Origin of the sequence: Rhizobium sp. 11_C7_N12_5 (assembly GCF_051811145.1) — a bacterium.
Lineage (GTDB): Bacteria > Pseudomonadota > Alphaproteobacteria > Rhizobiales > Rhizobiaceae > Rhizobium > Rhizobium lusitanum.
Genome location: NZ_JBPWPY010000003.1, coordinates 449953 through 467367 on the forward strand (window position 1 = coordinate 449953; position 17415 = coordinate 467367).

A 17415-nucleotide genomic window follows, 5' to 3' on the forward strand; every position below is an offset into this window, starting at 1 on the left:
CTCGTATGGTCACTCTGGCGACGAAAGCATCAAGCCTACGCAGCCAGCGCCCACTACAAAAACAAGTCACAAAACGCAACTTTAGTACTAGGTGAAAGGCTTTCCATATACCCTGGGTGTAGGAATTTCCGCGACTCAGAATTGCGCTTTGAGTCAGGTTTCGATAACGTGCCATTTTGCGTTGAATTGATTGACTTTCTAATAATAGAGGTATTTTGCATAATGATCCGCCCTTCGGCCAGCATCTGCTCGAAACGCTCGCACAACGGCCAGCGCTGGCTGATGGCCGCTTTGCTGACCTCGACGGCGCTTGTGGCACAGCCGGTTTTTGGAAACGCTGCCTTTGCCGCAGACAATCTTCCCACAGGTGGTCAGGTAGTGTCGGGTGGGGTTGCGATCGCAACATCGGGCACATCGACCACCATCACCCAAAGCTCCGACAAGGCCATCGTCAATTGGAACGGCTTTTCCGTCGGTCAGGGCAATAGCGTCAACTTCGTCCAGCCTGGAACGGGTTCGGCTATTCTCAACCGTGTTACCGGTAACACGAGTTCGACCATTGCCGGCACACTCAGCGCCAATGGACAGGTGTATCTGATCAATCCGAATGGCATCGCCATCACCCCAACGGGTACGGTCAGGGTCGGTGGCGGCTTCGTCGCCTCGACGCTCGACATCTCCAACGACGACTTCCTCAAGGGCCAGTATAACTTCAATGGCAATGGCGCGTCTGCCGGTGTCAGCAATGAAGGCGTGATCACCGTCGGTCGTGGCGGCTATGCCGCGCTGCTCGGCGGTACCGTGAAGAATGATGGGCTGATTGCCGTTCCCATGGGCAAGGTGGGCCTGGGTTCCGGGGAGCAGGCGACGCTCGACCTATCGGGCGACGGTTTCTTGCAGGTGGCAGTACCCACGAAGGACGGCGCGGAGGGCAATGGCGCGCTGATCGAGAACGGCGGCACGATTTCGGCTGAAGGCGGCACCGTGGTCATGAAGGCTGCCGCGGCCCGCAATGCGGCGCGCAATTCCATCAACCTGTCCGGCGTGGTGGAAGCCAACAGCGTCTCGGGCAGCGATGGTGCGATCACCCTTGGCGGCGGAGACGGCGGCAAGGTCGCAATCTCCGGTAAGGTCAAGGCAAGCTCGGCAACTGGCAAGGGCGGCAAGATCACCGTGACCGGCAGATCCGTTGCGCTGAAAGGCGCGACCGTCGATGCATCGGGCGCCAAGGGTGGCGGTACCGTCAAGATCACGGCAGCTACCGATGACTCGGATGGCAGCGCCATCATCGACGTCGGCTCGGTGGTGGACGCCAGAGCGACCGGGACAGGCGTCGGAGGAACGGTTATTATAACCGGTAATGTCGTGGCCGCAGAAGGCGGCTCCGTCATCGACGCAAGCGGCGCTGCGGGTGGCACTGTCCTTCTGGGTGGCGATTATCAGGGCGGTAGCAACGCGAGCCACAAATTCGTTTCCGAACTCGTCTCCACTGCCAACAAAGCCTACGTGGCAGACGGTGCCACCATCCGGGTGGACGGCACGGCGGGTGCCGGTGGGCGCGCCGTCGTGTGGTCAGACGACACGACCGTCTTCTTAGGCACCATTACTGCCACCGGCGCGGGCAACGCAGCAGGTGGGGTGGTTGAGACATCCGGACACAACCTGCTTCTCGGTGACAAGATAACGGTTTCAACCCTCTCGGAGCAGGGTGAGACCGGCACATGGCTGATCGACCCTTACAACGTCACCATTTCGTCCTCGGGCAGTAGTAATGTCTCGGTCACGGTGTCGGGCAACCCTTGGAACGTCGTGCCATTGGCCAGCGGCGCCAACATCAATAACTCGACCCTGAGCACCTATCTTGGGTCCACCAACGTTGCGATCACGACCAATGGAGGGGGGGCGGAGGCCGGTAATATCACGGTAAATGGCGCCGTGTCCTGGAGTGCCGCCACCACATTGTCACTGCTTGCGGATGCGAGCACGGGTGGCGTCTTCATCAACGCCAACATCTCGGGAAGCAATGCCAGCAGCGGGCTGGTGCTGAGCGCGGGTTCCGGCGGCATCAGCCAGGCCGGCGGTACCGCGATCCAGGCTGGAACGCTGACGGCGACGACCGCCAATGGTGGCTCTGTCACGCTCACGAACACAGGCAATCTGGTGTCGGCGCTCGGGGCGTCGAGCGTGGCCGGATCCTTTGCCCTCACCAGTGGGCAGGCCCTGACGGTTTCCGGCAACCTCACAAGCAATGGTACACTGTCGCTCGCCACCACGTCTGGCGCTCTGACCATAAACGGCGCGCTGACCGACAGCCACGCGAACTCCAGCCTCACGCTGTCGGCCGCGGGCGACCTGATCCTCTCCAAGGATGTGACCCAGAGCGGCACCAATGCAGCGGTCAGCCTCACCTATGGCGGCAGCTACAGCCTCAGCAACGGCGCCCGTGTTTCCCTGCCGGATGGCGGTGCTTCGCTTTCCCTCAACGGCACGTCCTACACGCTCATTCACGATGTCACCGCCCTTCAAAGCATGAGTGGCTCAGGTAGTTACGCTCTCGGCAATGACATCGACGCATCGGCGACCTCAAACTGGAACAGCGGCGCGGGCTTCGACGCCATCTCCGGCTTCTCCGGTACCTTGGCGGGCTTCGGGCACTTCGTTGACAGCCTCACCATCAACAGGCCGACCCAATCGACGCAGGGCCTGTTCGGGATGCTGTTCGGTACGGCCCGCGATCTGACCCTCTCCAATGTGTCGATCAATGGCAACGGCACCGTGGGCGGCGTTGCGGGACGCCTCTCGGGCGGTACGCTGTCGAATGTCCATGTCACGGGGACGGTGACCGGGCAAAACGCACAGGTCGGCGGCCTCGTCGGGTGGAGCGATATCGCCGTGATCGGACTTTCGTCCTCCGCCGCCAGCGTGGCCGGCACGGATGAAGTCGGCGGCCTCGTTGGACGGAACCGTGCCGGTTCGATCGCCACGTCATACGCCACAGGGGCGGTTACGGGTACGGGCATCGGGATCGGCGGCCTGGTCGGCACCACGGTGCAAGGCTCCACGCTGACCGATACCTATGCCAGCGGTTTGGTGACCGGCGCGAGTGGCACTGGCGGCGTCGTCGGTAGCGGGGATGGCACGACCATCACCAGTACCAACGTCTATTGGGACATGGATTCGACGGGCCAGTCCACCAGCGTGGTGGGCAACGGCTTCAGCTCCGGCAGCGCCCGTGCGCAATCGACCTATTCGGGTTTCGATTTCTCCAACGTCTGGGTGATGATCGCCGGCGAGACACGGCCGATGCTGCGCAACGAGTATTCGACAGTCATCGCCACGCCGGCGGCGTTGCAACTGATGTCGCAGGATCTCACCGGCAGCTACAAGCTGGGGGCGAACATCGACATGACAAGCGCGCTCGCCATTGGCAGCAACGGCTATTACGGCGGCCTCTGGGGGGCTTCCGGCTTCGTGCCGATCGGCAGCAGTTCAAGCAAATTTACGGGTAGTTTCAACGGCCAGTCGTATACCATCACCGGCCTGACCATCAATCGCAGTGGGACAAATTACGTCGGCCTGTTCGGCTACACCAACGGCGCGACGATCAGCAACGTCACGCTCTCCGGCGGCAGCATCACCGGCAATGATGATGTGGGCGCGTTGATCGGCTACATGCACGGCGGCTCCGTCTCCTCGGCGTCCGCCGGCGCCACGGTCACCGGCGCCAGCACCTCGGAAACCAACGCCGGCGGTCTCGTGGGAGCCAATGACGGCGGCGCCATCAGCCGCGCCTCCGCGAGCGGCAATGTCACCGGCGCGGGCTATCAGATCGGCGGCCTCGTCGGCTATCTCGTCAATGGCGGCAGCATCACGCAGTCCTATGCCACGGGTAACGTCACCGGCACCAATACGGGCGCCGGCATGGGCTATATCGGCGGCCTCGTGGGTGCTAGTGGCTTCACCGGTAATGACGGCGGTACCATCAGCCAATCATATGCCACCGGCACCGTCACCGGCAGCTCTGGCCCGATCGGCGGCTTCATCGGCCACAATGAGGGGACGATCACCGATGCCTATGCCACTGGCCGTGTGATCGGTCTTTCCGGCGCGAGCAATATCGGCGGCTTCGTCGGCGTGAACTTCACCGATGGCACCATCAGCAACGCCTATTCGACCGGCTATGTCTCTGGTGGCACGCAGCTCGGTGGGTTTGCGGGCTATAACAACGCCGGCGCCTCGGCCATCACGTCGGCCTATTGGGATACGCAGACCAGCGGCCAGTCGGTTGGCATATTCGGTGGCCCAGGCAGCGTGACGGGCCTGACCACGGCAGCCATGAAAACTCTGGCGACCTTCACCGGCGCCGGCTGGAGCATCGACGATGCTGGGGGCACGTCCTCTGTATGGCGCATCTATGATGGCGACACCATGCCGTTGCTGCGCAGTTTCATGACCAGCCTCACTGTCACCGGCGGTAGCGGTACCAAGACCTATGATGGGTCGGCTACCTCTTCCGATGTGGGGACCCTGGTTTACAGCCCGTCCGGCTACACCACATCTCTTGTGCAAGGCACTGCAAGTTATACTGCAAGCAGTGCCAATGCCGGCACCTATACCGGTACCGGCCTGAAGCTCTCCGGGCTTTACTCCAGCCAGTTAGGCTACGACATCACCTTCGTTTCGGGCTCCCTGTTGATCAGCAAGGCCGCTCTGACGGTCACGGCCAGTAATGACAGCAAGACCTATGACGGGCTTGGCTATAGCGGCGGCAATGGCATGACCTATAGCGGCTTCGTGGGCAACGACAGCGCGGCGTCACTCGGCGGCACGCTCAGCTATGGCGGCACCGCGCAGGGCGCGGTGAATGCCGGCACCTATTCCATCACGGCTTCGGGGCTGACCTCGGGTAATTACACCATCAGCTATCAGCCCGGTACCCTAGCGGTTGCCCGGCGGTCGATTACTGTCGCGGCCAGTAATGACAGCAAGACCTATGACGGGCTTGGCTATAGCGGTGGCAATGGCGTGACCTATAGCGGCTTCGTGGGCAACGACAGCGCGGCGTCGCTCGGCGGCACGCTCAGCTATGGCGGCACCGCGCAGGGCGCGGTGAATGCCGGCACCTATTCCATCACGGCTTCGGGGCTGACCTCGGGCAATTACACCATCAGCTATCAGCCCGGAACCCTGACGGTTGCCCAGCGGTCGATTACTGTCGCGGCCAGTAATGACAGCAAGACCTATGACGGGCTTGGCTATAGCGGCGGCAATGGCGTGACCTATAGCGGCTTCGTGGGCAACGACAGCGCGGCGTCGCTCGGCGGCACGCTCAGCTATGGCGGCACCGCGCAGGGCGCGGTGAATGCCGGCACCTATTCCATCACGGCTTCGGGGCTGACCTCGGGCAATTACACCATCAGCTATCAGCCCGGTACCCTGACGGTTGCCCGGCGGTCGATTACTGTCGCGGCCAGTAATGACAGCAAGACCTATGACGGGCTTGGCTATGGCGGCGGCAATGGCGTGACCTATAGCGGCTTCGTGGGCAACGACAGCGCGGCATCGCTCGGCGGCACGCTCAGCTATGGCGGCACCGCACAGGGCGCGGTGAATGCCGGCACCTATTCCATCACGGCTTCGGGGCTGACCTCGGGCAATTACACCATCAGCTATCAGCCCGGTACCCTGACGGTTGCCCAGCGGTCGATTACTGTCGCGGCCAATGCCCAAAGCATGACCTATGGCGATCCGGTTCCGGAGCTCACCTATACGGTCGGCGGTTCGGGCCTCGTAACCGGAGACAGCTTGTTCGGCGCACTTGCAACATCGGCGACCTCGGCGTCGAATGTTGGCGCCTACGGCATTGTGCAAGGCTCGCTTCGTAACAGCAATTACAGGATTACCTATACTGCCGGCACACTGATAGTTTCCCCGTTGAGCACCGTAGCACCCCGTCCCCGCCCACTGTCGGTCAACACGACCAGCCACGAGGTTTTGGAGCCGATACTCATTCCGTCCCAGTTAACGCCGCAGGCTGTGGTCTACGACAATCCAGCTGTCAACCCGAGCTCTGGCAAGTTTATCATGACCGCCGAGACTTGTTCCGGCGCCCAGATGGGGCAGGCTCAATCGAGTTCGGGCCTCGCCATTACCTGCACCGGCAACTGACGATGAATAAGATGATGAACCCATTTTTGAACCGCATTATTGTCACGTGGGCGCTTTCTGTGCTCGGCCTTGGCACGATGTTTGCGCTGCCGGTTTCAGCGTTTGCCCAGACGGCGAGCCAGGTGACGCAGGAGAGCTATGCGCCGCCTGTGGTGCGTGCGGTGGCGGGAGGCCTGAGCCTTCCGGCCTCAACCGGTGCGGAGGCGCCGAAGGGTGCCGAGAAGTTGCGCGTGACGCCGTCTGGGCTGGCGGTGGAGGGTGGCCTGCCAGAGCTTGGTTCCCAGACGGCTGCGATCGAAGCCTCGCTGAAGGGCAGGCGGGTCACGGGCGCAGATCTGTTTGCTGCATCCCGCCGGCTGGAGGAGGCCTATGCCAAGGCCGGCTACCTGCTGGTGCGCGTGACGCTGCCGGCCCAGACGATCAGGGACGGCAGGCCGCTGCGGCTGGTCGTCACCAACGGACAGGTGGAAGCGATCGACGCATCTGCCCTTTCGCCTGCGGTCAGGGCGCGCGTGGAAAGCGTGCTTGCGCCGCTCGTCGGCAAGCCGGGCGTGACGAAAGCCGAGCTGGAGCGACGCCTGCTTTTGGCGGGCGACACTCCGGGCGTCATGCTGAAGTCGACGCTGAAGGCTGGTACAAAGCCCGGTACCACGGTGGTCGTGGTTGATGGCCGCTATGATGCGGTGACCACCACGGTGACCATGGACAACAACCTTGCCAAAAACCTCGGCACCTATACGGTTGGTCTCGGCGCTGACTTCAACAGCCTGCTCGGTCTTGGCGAAGTCGGTTACCTGCGCCTGTCGGGCTATCCGGGCTTCAACGACAGTATCTTCAGCGACGATCCGCGCAACCGTCAGGTGATTGCCGGCTTCACGGTTCCGCTCGGCACCGATGGCGCCTGGCTGAACATGGAGGGCGTCGACAGCCAGACGCATCCGACCTCGGATCTTGCCTATACGATGGTGGATCACTACCAGCGCCTCTCCACCAAGCTCGGCTACAGCTGGATCCGCGCCCGCGACCTCAATACAAGCTCGGTGCTCTCCTTTGACGTGACGCAGGAAAAGCAGAAGCTCGATCTTGACGGTGTGCGTTCCGCCTTCACGGAAGACCAGCTGCGGGTGCTTCGCCTGACGCAGAGCGGCGACATGATCACCGCCTGGGGCGGCCAGCTGAGCGGCAGCCTGACGGCCTCGTTCGGGCTTGATGCGCTCGGCGCACGCAGTGCGACCAGCGATCTGCCGCTGTCGCGCGATGGGGCGGAACCCGACTTCCGCAAGCTCGAAGCCTCGGCCTTCTACAGCCAATCACTCGCCGCCGATCGAGTGCGTATCTCGCTGGCGGCCAAGGCACAGACCTCGTTCGGAGATGCGCTGGCCTCCTCCGAGCAGTTTGCGCTCGGCGGCTTCGACTGGCTATCGGCCTTCAACGGCGGCCAGATTGAAGGCGATGCTGGTGCAGCCATGCGTGCGGAGGCGGCCTTTCCCCTCACTTTCAGTCTGGCGCCGGCGCTCGGCAGCGCTGCTGCTCCCTATGTCTTTGCCGCCGCGGGCCTTGCCAAGCTCGAGCAGCCGACCTCGGTGGAGCGCAGTATCACGCGGGCAAGTGCCTTCGGGGCCGGTATCCGCTTCGGCCTGTCGGAAAAGGCGAGCCCGCACTCGGACACGCTGTCGCTGGAATATGCCCATGGGCAGGCCTCCGATATTGACAGCACAAACCGCTTCAACCTAAGGTTCATCGCAAGGTTTTGACCAAGGCTGGTTTTCCTCGCCGCGTCATTCACCAGGGAGATCATGGGCAGAGCTTCTGGTTTCCTGGCATCTCTCCAAGTCATTCAATCCGGTTCCCATTTCCATGCGCATCACAGCCAATCTCCTTCGTTCTGCTATCCTCATCATGAGCGTCAGCCTGATGGCGCTGCCAGCAGGCGCCCAGACCAAGCCTGATACGACCAAACCGGATCCTGCGAAGGCCTCCATCCCGTCGGAGCCGACAGCGACCACGGCCAGCTATGGCAGCTGGGTTCTGCGCTGTGTGCAGCTTCCAGCGTCGGCACAAACCGCAGCCGATGCGAGCAAGTCCGGCCGCGCCGGCGCCCAGACTTGCGAGGTCATGCAGACCGTGCAGGTGCAGGGCCAGAGCCAGCCGATCGCCCAAGTCGCTATTGGACGCCTACCGGGGGAAAAGGAGCTGATCCTGACAGCCCTAGTGCCGGTCAACATATCCCTGCCGGGCACCATCCACCTGTCGGGTAACGGCAAGACGGGGGATGAGGAAAAGGGCGGGCTTGAGCTGTCCTGGCAGCGCTGCCTTGCCGGCAGCTGTGCGGCAAGCGCCAAGCCTGATGCGGCATCGCTTGCCATCCTGCGCGCCGGCACAGACGGACAGCTGCGCTTCACAGATGCCTCCGGCCAGACCGTCGCAATTCCCCTCTCCTGGAAGGGCCTCGACCAGGCCATGGCAGCCTTGGATAAGGCGCGCTAGCACATCGATCATCACATAACTTGTCCGATGAACATCAGACGATTGTCAGGACAGAAGCCGTGCGGCCCTTCCGCTCCGCCTGGTAGTGCTGTTGTAATATTCGGAGGGCTGCTGGAAGGATCGATGCCGGGATCGCTCCATGGCTTCGGGAAGCGGAATACCTCTGTTCGCGGCCTCAGTGAGATAGCTCGAGCGAATACCGTGTGCCGAGAATTCAGTTGGATCGAGGCCGGCCAGCGCCGCTCTGTGCTTGACGATGTCGTTGATCGCCCTCGGATCCAGCGAACGCTTGGAAACATTGCCCCGGCGATCGATCTTTTGAAACACGCTGCCGTTGTCGATCCGCGCTGCCGCAAGCCAGGCATTTAGCGCATCGACCGGGCGTTGGTGCATCGGTCGATGACTGAACGGATTTCAGTCTGTGATGCTATGTCTATGCGGTAGCTGTCACGCACCGGACGGATTTCGGGCGTGCACATGCGAGCATGCGATTGAGGGCGGCGCAGCCGATGGCGACCTCCGTCTGTTGCGCGCCGAGTGAGCGTACTCGCAGTCGAGGTCCGATGATCGATTTGTATCCGCCGATGGCGGTCTCGACCAGCGAGCGCTTGCCATAGCCGGTCGTTACTTGCCATTTCATCCGACCGTCCGCCCTGATCGCTTCGATGTGTCGGTTGTTGATTATCGCACGAATTTGACCCACTTTTTCATTTCGGACGGATCCACCCACACTGCAAGAAGATGTTTTCGATCAACATCATAAATGTAATCAGTTGGTACAATGCGAAATGAAAAAGTGGCGCAAATCTAGCTGAAAGCGACACTCTACTTCACATAGCCGGGCGGCTTCTAACTTTTTAAAAAGTTGCGCAGATCGCGCCTGCCATCCACAACACGCACAATCTGTATGATGTCGACTGGTCCCTGATCGGCATCCGGAATCGTCTCGTAGAGAATAACATAAGGTGCTTCAACCAACATCCGCGCGCTGGCTGCGATTTCGGGATGCCGCTGACCAAGCTGCGGCTGATCGGCCAAAAGGCTGACCTTCTGCTTAAACTGCTCGTAGTAGCGCTCAGCCGCCAGCGGTTGGTGGAGGCCAATCTCGACATAAATACTGATGACGTCATCCTCGGCCTGAGGCGACCAAACAAGCTTAACCACCATGTTTGCGAGCGGCACTCAGTTTCTGGCGAGCCTTTTCGTGGGTTGCCTCGAAATCAACAGCTCTTGGTGTGCCGCTGGCTTTACCCTGCGCCCACAGTTCGCGCAGATGCTGGATATCGTTCTTTCGGGTAGCCCATTTCGCGGACCAATCACGCATCGCTTCGCGGACAATTTCACTGCTACTGGCATAGGCGCCACTCTCGACCGCATCCCGCAGCAGCTCAGCTTGCTGTGGCGTAACTGCAATGCTGACCTTTGAAACGTTCGACATGGTTATCCTCTTCGGCCTTTTGGTAGGAAACCTTACCACCAGCCTCGCGTCGTGGCAAAAAGAATGAGCAATGCGGTCGCCGCTAGTTCGGAACAGTGAGCCTGTTTTCTTCCCCAGACGGAGCCTTGGGATCGGAATTTTAGTCAGGACGAGATCCGCACTGCCTTCCAGGCAGCGTTAGATGATATGCCGCGCTATGCAGCGGGCGAGGAACGGCGAAGTAATTTCGATCAAAAGCCGTTCACCCATTTCTGAGCGTGTCGATCTCTCCTCACGCACCGCTAAAGCACCGACATTCGGCGATGGTGTGAACAGCACATCGGTTACGCTTCGGAATGCCTTGATCAGACATAGTGCAGGCATCATCGCTGAGGGACCCTCAAGTCTGCCTTTAGCAGATTTAGGTCACGAAGGCGCAGGGACGCGTATACCTCGATCTACACGTTCCAGCGCATGGGATGGGTTCACACCTTAGTCGCCCTTCGGTTCAACAGAGACTGTAGCGGTCCTCCCAGCAACCAGCTGAACTGCATCCGGGACATCTTCGAACTCGATGCGCACCGGGATCCTCTGGGCCAGACGAACCCATGAGAACGTCGGGGCGACGCTGGCCAGCGAGCCTGCAGCATCACTTCGCTCCCGGTCTTCGATTCCGGCGGCAACACCTGCGACGCGCCCGGTAACCGATTGCGGCTCTCCCATGATATCGATCTTCACACGGTCGCCGATGTGGATACGTGGGAGTTTGGTTTCTTCGAAGTATCCAGCGATATAGATGGATGGCCTTTCCACGAGCACCCCAACCGCACTTCCGGCGGAAACATAGTTTCCGCGACGTAGAGAGAAGTTCGTGATTTTACCCGAGGCCGGTGCCTTCACGATTGTCCGGTCAAGGTTCAGCTTCGCCAGATCAACGGCCACGAGTGCCGATTGATGGGCGGCGTCTGCCTGGCGCATCTGGCTCTCCGCATGCTGCCGCTCCTTGAGGCTGGCTGCTTCTTTGGATGCAAGCAGTAGATACCGTTCGAAATCTGTCCTCGCCAGCTCTGCCGCAGCTTTGCTGCTCTGCACCTGGGCCTCCGCCTCGCGCAGCGCAAGGTCGAAGCGGTCTGTTTCGATTCGAAAGAGGGGCGTCCCTTTCTCCACCTGAGCGTTGTCCGATACCAGAACCTCGGTGACAGGTCCCGAGACATCTGGTGCCAGCCGGATGATGTCCGCCCGGATATGAGCGTCCCGTGTCCACGGCGCCTCCATGTAGTAGGACCACAGGTGCCAGCTTAGAACCGCGGCGCAGCTCACCATAGATAAGGTCAACAGGGCTCTGCCTGAGGTGATCGTAAGGTTCTTCATATCTGCAACCAGTTGAAAAGGGCGGAAAGCCCGCCAAGGACGGTGATGTAAAGTGCGAGGTTGAACAGGGAGCGATGCCACACCGCTTGATAAAGCCCGAGCCTGGCGAGGAGCGATGTAAGCATGCGGAGCAGACCGTACGCGCACAGCGCGAGTGCCGAGAACCATGGCAGAAAGACACCATAGAGGTCGAATTGTCCGGTCACGCAGCATTCCTTTTTGAAGGAGGTGTTATCAAAATCGGAAAATCCGCCTCCGGAGCGAGGCACAGACGAAGACCAGCAGCGTGCACCACAAGTTCCGTTTCGGCATCCACTGGAACCATGTCCGCAGTAGAAAGGATAAGGTCGTCCAGCATTCCGATTGCATTCTCCAATGGTTCGCCTCGCTCGGCGGGCGCAAGCCGATACAACGTCTCCAGTCCGGAGAAGATTGCTTGCGCCTTGAGGCGCATCGGCATTGAGGCTTCATCCGCGAGTTCTTGCATCGCTGTTATATGAAGTCCTGTCCGCAGATCCCTTATAAGGTCTGGATCGGAGGCGCCGGAGGCGGGAGAGAATTTCGCCGCCCTGGCGGCGAACAGGCCTGCCACATCGATGAGGTGATGGCGCGTGACATGGGCGTCTGCATGTCGGCCAGCCGCGATCCTGGCGACATGCTTCTGGGTCACGAAGAAAAGCCTCCGGGCGTTGGTCTCCGTCCCGACAGATCGGAAGATGCCGCAGACCATGATTGTCCAGACCATCGCAAGAATGGTTGCGATGCCTGTGTTCGCAAACATCATGAAGTCGCTGCTCTGGCGCGCCTGGAGGGCGAGAAGAAGCGGAAAGTTTATGCACAGCCCCATGCCGATTATCGCAAGCGAGGGCACAGCGAGGCATATCCCGGCAGGGATCATGAATAGCCCGAGGGCAGCGGCGAGCGGCACGAAACCATCAATCAGCGGAAGGATCGCGAAGCCGTAGACGAACGCTGCGATGACGGCACCGATTGTGACATCGATGAATTTGCGCATGGCTGGTACCGGATCATCCATCGTCGCCAGAAGGCAACAAAGCACACCCGAAATCTGGGCAAATGTCATCCCGTCCGTCCAGCCGCTTGCAATCCAGAAGAACATGGAGGTCGCCAGGCAGATCGCAACCGCCAGCGCCGATAGCAATGCCATGCCGATATCACGGTGCGGAGCTGGAATATTCTCCGGAGAGACGAAGCGACGAGCCTCTCTCGCTGCGTTCTCCTCCTTCAGGGCGACCTGAAGGAACTGACACCCGCGAGAAACCTGAAGAACATCCCGCAGGTTCCGCGCAACATTGGCAAGAAGCAGACTTTCCCATGATCGAGGCGCTCCGGAAGAGGCGAGCAAATCAGCCCTGGTCTGGAAGAACCCGGAGGCGCTTGTTGAGCGCGATCCCACAGCTGCAATCATTGATATAGCTTGTTCCGAGCGGGGGGTGTTGAGCTTCGCCAGTGCTCGTCGCAGATCCTCCAGTTCGCTCAGCAACGGAAGGAAGGACACCATCCGCTGCTGCAGTGATCTCACCACCGACATTGCGCGTCGATACCTCGATCCGTCATATCGAAGGTGGGCCGTGAACGACCGGAGGTCGACCGCGTCCGCCGCCAAGGCGTACCGTTCCGCTCTGCTTCGGGCTTTGTCCGCCTCGGCAGTTGCGGTTGCCGTAAAGAGCGTCTGCGCCCTTGCGATCCAGGCATCGATCCGGCCGAGGAGGGTTGTAGCGACATGAACTGGAAGAACAACGTGGCTGACGATCGAGGCGCACAGGATCGCAAGCCCGATCTCCTCTACGCGGGAAACGACAGTGTCGAACGTATTTGTTGGCGCCGCGACGAGCGGCAGTCCCGCGAGAAGCACGGTGTAGCCGGCCAGGAGAGAGGCATAGCCGCGAGGCGTGCGATCAAGAAGGCTGAGAAAAGTGCATCCTGAAACCCATACAATGATCGCTGCGGAAAGCAGCACTGGTTCGTTCACCAGGTTTGGGATCATGATAAGCGTCGCAACGCCGCCGGTCAGGGTCCCCAGCAGTCGATAGAATGATTTCGACGAGATCGCACCCGAAAGCGGATGAGCAACGATGTAGACGGTTGCCACCGCCCAGAACGGTCGCGGCAGATCGAACCTTATTGCGATGTAATAGGCCAGCACTGCCGCCAGGAATGTCTTCAACGAAAATATTACATTACTGGTGGTGACGACCGGTCGTGCGCTCACAAGTCGTCTCCCGAGTGAGTATCGACCCGCGTGGCACCTCGTTCATCATTGGAGACAGTCAGTCCGTAGACTGTGGGCGAGACGTAGCAAAAGACCGGAGCCATCATGCAGGCATACATGTAAGCTTCGAGTGGATCTGCACACGAGACAGCCGAATTGGGGGTCGGCTGATGACGAAAGAGCCAGAGTGTCCGCGCGAGGCAGGCTTTTATGAACTTTCGTACAATGGCTATGCCACCGGCCCCCATAGACGTGCATTGGGGAGGCAAAATGCGAAGCCTGCGAGAGCCCTTTTGAGGCAATCGGATTTCAGCCTGGATGATATCGGACCACCATTGCGGCTCTTGCTTCTGAACTGTCATCGTCAATCTCCGAACTCTTTGACGTGACTCTATCGACAAAGCGCGCAGATGAATTTAGATATTCTCTCTAATGATGACTAAATTCCACCAGTCGCTCTCTCTATCTAAAGCTTTTGCCGACCACGAGATCGAAACCTCCCTTGCGCCTGTGCACGCCGTGAGGATCGACGTCTCGCAGAATGAACGGGAGGCACCTGAACACCGCCACCGAAAAGGGCAGCTTGTCATGGCTTCGCGGGGCGGCGTGACATGTCGCGTTCCAAGCGGGCTGTGGATGGTGCCGCCTCATTGCGGCGTCTGGGTTCCCGGCGGCATGCCGCACAGCAATGTGGCAACCGCCAATGCCCGTTTGTTTTTTCTGTTCATCGAGCCGGGCGCCGCCGATCTGCCGGACCGATGCTGCACGCTGTCCCTATCCCCGCTCGTCAGGGAACTTATCATTGAGATGGCCGATCAGATCGCAGCGGCGACTGCTGACTCTAAACTCATGGCAACATTGCTTCTGTCGGCATTGTCGCGGATGCCGGTAGAGCATCTTCATCTCCCGCTCACGGATGAGCCCCGGCTTGTGCGGATTGCATCGGAATTGGCCGATGATCCTTCCGATCGCAGTACGATGGCGCAATGGGCAAGGCGACTAGGAATGAGTGAAAATTCGCTCGCACGTCTCGTTCAGCATGAGACCGGACTGACATTCGGCCGTTGGCGACAGCAGCTGCAATTGATCGTCGCAATCCGCAGCCTTGCAGCGGGGGCGACAGTGCAGCAGGTTTCGGGCGACCTTGGATATGAATCCGTGTCTGCGTTTATCACCATGTTCAAGAAAGCGCTTGGCACATCGCCAGCCAGATATTTAGGTAACTTTGACCGGTAGGCACCAGGAAATACAGTTACCACCCGAGAGGAGATAAAGCATGTTCACCCATGTCATGATCGGCAGCAACGACCTCGAACGGTCGAGAAATTTCTACGATGCCACCTTCGTCGCCCTTGGGGGCAAGCCCGGCGAGATGGATGCGAGAGGCCGGCTGATCTACGCCCATGAAGGAGGGCGGCTGATGATCACGAAACCGATCGACGGCAAGCCGGCGACCGCTGCCAACGGCGGAACGATCGGTATTGCGGCGACGACCCCCGACCATGTCCTGGCGTGGCATGCCGCCGGTGTCGCACATGGCGGCATGGCAATCGAGAGCCCGCCTACGGAACGGCCGAACGGCGCGTTCGTCGCATATCTTCGCGACCCTGACGGAAACAAGCTGACCGCACGGACGCATCCAATGAAATGAGGTAGCTGTGCGTAGGGCTCTGCTGAAAAGATTTTGGAGCCGTAAGATCAGACAAAAATATTCCTTCTCTTGATTGCAAGCGGCTTTGAACAATCGCCCGGTAACGGTGAAGCGCGATTGCGGGCGGTAAAAAAGAGGGCTTCCTCGTCAAAAACACAGACCGTCTGGAATTCCATCCTACACCAAGAAATTTTGGCAACAGAGCCGGCCCCCGCAACCAAACTTTCCCCAATGCTTCCACCAGCGCCGGCCAGAAGTCATCATCCGCGATCGACTGGCTTCGCCTACTCGTCGTGTCGCAAGTTGCGAATTCGGTCGAGAAGGACGGCAAGCACAATTGCCCCACCGATAAAGCTACCTTGCCAGAACGCATTGATACCGAGCAAGCCAAGGCTGTTACGGATAATCTCTATGAGTGCGGCGCCTATCAACGCTCCAAACGCGGTGCCCACGCCTCCAGCCAGATTGGCTCCGCCAATAACCGCGGCGGCAATGACCTGAAGTTCCATCCCGGCGCCGATGTTGGTGGTGACAGCGCCGAGCCAGCCGGTTTGGATGATGCCGGCAACCCCCGCCGACAGGGCAGAAATCATATATACGATAACCTTGATCCGCGGCACGGGAACGCCCGTCAGTGTTGCAGCGTGCTCATTGCCGCCGATGGCAAAAACATAGCGGCCGAATTTGGTCCAGCGCAGCACGAAACCGGTAATGAGTGCCAGCACGACCATGTAAAGCACTGGATTGGCGATGCCGAAAACCCAAGCGCCTCCACCCAGCGCCAGTAGTTTGTCGTGATCAGGCCCGAACTGGAAAACGACAGTGTTGTTGGACGCAACCATCGCAAGGCTGCGCGCAATCGACAACATGCCGAGAGTGACGACGAAAGGTGGGAAGCCGAGATAGGCAATCAATATGCCGTTGAAAGCTCCGACCAGAAGAGCAGTACCGATTGAGGCGACGATGCCGACTTCAATGCTGTATCCCGCGTGCATGACGACCGCCAGCACCATGCTGCACAGGCAAAGCACGGAGCCAACGGACAAATCAATGCCGCCGGTGATGATGACCAACGTCATGCCCAGCGCGATAATGGCGACGAAAGTGACGTTGCGGGTGATGTTGTAGATGTTCTTCGCCGTCGCAAAAGAGTCCGTCGCCATCGACAGAAAAATGCAGGCGAGAATGACTGCAATCAGCACCCAGAATGTCTGGCCGCCCACGATCGTCGCAAGCCAGCTCCGTTGTTTCTGTCCGATCGTTTGGTCAAGTGTAATCGCCATCGTCGACCTTCTTCCTTCCTGTTGCAACGGATAGCATCGATCACACCTGTTCGATGGCGCCGGTGATCAGTCCTGTCACTTCCTCCGGCGAACTTGCTGCAATCTGCTTGTCGGCCACTTTTCTGCCTCGCCGCATCACGATCACGCGGTCGGCGACCGAAAAGACGTCGGGCATGCGGTGGCTGATCAGGACAACGACAATGCCCCGGTCCCGCAATTGGCGGATCAGATTCAGAACCTCAGCCACCTGGCGCACGGAAATGGCTGCTGTCGGCTCGTCCATCAATACGATTTTCGCTTCAGACAGCATCGTGCGGCCGATCGCTACCGCTTGCCGCTGGCCACCGGACATTTGCTTTACGAGATCGCGCGCCCGCGTCTCGGATTTGAGCTCGCGAAATATCTCGCCGGCGCGCTTGTACATGCTCTTGTGGTCGAGGATGCGAAGAGGCCATACGCCGCGGCGCAGTTCTCGTCCGAGGAACACGTTTGCTGCCGCCGTCAGATTGTTGCAGAGCGCCAAATCCTGGTGAACAATCTCAATGCCATGCTGGCGCGCTTCCTTTGGCCGATGTAACACGAGATCGGTGCCGTCGAGCCGCATGGTTCCATGGCTCGGTCGAAAGTTGCCGGCAATCATCTTCACCAATGTGGACTTGCCAGCGCCGTTGTCGCCCATCAAGCCGACAACCTGCCCCGCTTCGAGCGAAAACGAGACATCGTTGACTGCCTGGATGGCACCGAAATGTTTGGAAATATTGCTGAGCTCAAGAACCGCCACCAGCCTCCGGGCCTCCCACCCAAA

The 17415-nt window shown here is 59.9% G+C and carries 12 protein-coding genes and 2 pseudogenes; 5 read left to right on the forward strand and 9 right to left on the reverse strand.

Annotated elements, in window-relative coordinates:
- Positions 1 to 222: 222 nt before the first annotated feature.
- The 3 genes from AB8B29_RS31435 (at position 223) to AB8B29_RS31445 (ending at position 8655) form a co-directional block, all read left to right on the forward strand.
- A complete protein-coding gene (locus AB8B29_RS31435) occupies positions 223 to 6168 on the forward strand; it encodes an MBG domain-containing protein (RefSeq protein ID WP_439006985.1) in 5946 nt (1981 codons plus the stop codon).
- 11 nt (positions 6169 to 6179) lie between these two features.
- The gene (locus tag AB8B29_RS31440) at positions 6180 to 7922 is read left to right on the forward strand and encodes a ShlB/FhaC/HecB family hemolysin secretion/activation protein (RefSeq protein WP_197070378.1); all 1743 of its coding nucleotides are present in this window, start codon (positions 6180 to 6182) and stop codon (positions 7920 to 7922) included.
- Positions 7923 to 8025: 103 nt separating this feature from the next.
- Complete coding sequence (locus AB8B29_RS31445; RefSeq protein ID WP_047641252.1) at positions 8026 to 8655, forward strand: invasion associated locus B family protein; 630 nt, start codon at positions 8026 to 8028, stop codon at positions 8653 to 8655.
- Positions 8656 to 8700: 45 nt separating this feature from the next.
- On the opposite strand, the pseudogene AB8B29_RS31450 reads toward AB8B29_RS31445, so the two are convergent.
- The 7 genes and pseudogenes from AB8B29_RS31450 to AB8B29_RS31480 all read right to left on the reverse strand — a co-directional run.
- Positions 8701 to 9039: pseudogene (locus tag AB8B29_RS31450) on the reverse strand (tyrosine-type recombinase/integrase); the annotation flags it as partial.
- A 49-nt stretch (positions 9040 to 9088) separates the two neighbouring features.
- Positions 9089 to 9331: pseudogene (locus AB8B29_RS31455) on the reverse strand (IS5/IS1182 family transposase); the annotation flags it as partial.
- A 173-nt stretch (positions 9332 to 9504) separates the two neighbouring features.
- Positions 9505 to 9822, reverse strand: coding sequence for a type II toxin-antitoxin system RelE/ParE family toxin (locus AB8B29_RS31460; RefSeq protein WP_047641447.1), 318 nt, complete (start codon positions 9820 to 9822; stop codon positions 9505 to 9507).
- The gene (locus tag AB8B29_RS31465; protein WP_037198323.1) at positions 9812 to 10093 is read right to left on the reverse strand and encodes a ribbon-helix-helix domain-containing protein; all 282 of its coding nucleotides are present in this window, start codon (positions 10091 to 10093) and stop codon (positions 9812 to 9814) included. Before AB8B29_RS31465 ends, AB8B29_RS31460 begins: the two co-directional genes overlap by 11 nt.
- Positions 10094 to 10564: 471 nt before the next feature.
- Positions 10565 to 11443: an efflux RND transporter periplasmic adaptor subunit gene (locus AB8B29_RS31470; protein WP_037198324.1), complete on the reverse strand. Its 879-nt coding sequence runs from the start codon at positions 11441 to 11443 to the stop codon at positions 10565 to 10567.
- Positions 11440 to 11649: a DUF1656 domain-containing protein gene (locus AB8B29_RS31475; RefSeq protein ID WP_037198326.1), complete on the reverse strand. Its 210-nt coding sequence runs from the start codon at positions 11647 to 11649 to the stop codon at positions 11440 to 11442. The genes AB8B29_RS31470 and AB8B29_RS31475 overlap by 4 nt, the downstream gene beginning before the upstream one ends.
- Positions 11646 to 13676: an FUSC family protein gene (locus AB8B29_RS31480; RefSeq protein WP_037198327.1), complete on the reverse strand. Its 2031-nt coding sequence runs from the start codon at positions 13674 to 13676 to the stop codon at positions 11646 to 11648. Before AB8B29_RS31480 ends, AB8B29_RS31475 begins: the two co-directional genes overlap by 4 nt.
- Positions 13677 to 14108: 432 nt before the next feature.
- Here AB8B29_RS31480 and AB8B29_RS31485 point away from each other — a divergent pair, with 432 nt between their 5' ends.
- Positions 14109 to 14912: an AraC family transcriptional regulator gene (locus AB8B29_RS31485; RefSeq protein ID WP_037198329.1), complete on the forward strand. Its 804-nt coding sequence runs from the start codon at positions 14109 to 14111 to the stop codon at positions 14910 to 14912.
- Between the two features lie 40 nt (positions 14913 to 14952).
- The gene (locus tag AB8B29_RS31490) at positions 14953 to 15327 is read left to right on the forward strand and encodes a VOC family protein (RefSeq protein WP_037198331.1); all 375 of its coding nucleotides are present in this window, start codon (positions 14953 to 14955) and stop codon (positions 15325 to 15327) included.
- A 284-nt stretch (positions 15328 to 15611) separates the two neighbouring features.
- Here AB8B29_RS31490 and AB8B29_RS31495 read toward each other — a convergent pair whose 3' ends face one another.
- The gene (locus tag AB8B29_RS31495; protein ID WP_037198332.1) at positions 15612 to 16610 is read right to left on the reverse strand and encodes an ABC transporter permease; all 999 of its coding nucleotides are present in this window, start codon (positions 16608 to 16610) and stop codon (positions 15612 to 15614) included.
- Between the two features lie 40 nt (positions 16611 to 16650).
- Positions 16651 to 17391, reverse strand: a complete 741-nt coding sequence (locus tag AB8B29_RS31500) for an ATP-binding cassette domain-containing protein (RefSeq protein ID WP_037198334.1) — start codon at positions 17389 to 17391, stop codon at positions 16651 to 16653.
- Positions 17392 to 17415: the final 24 nt, after the last annotated feature.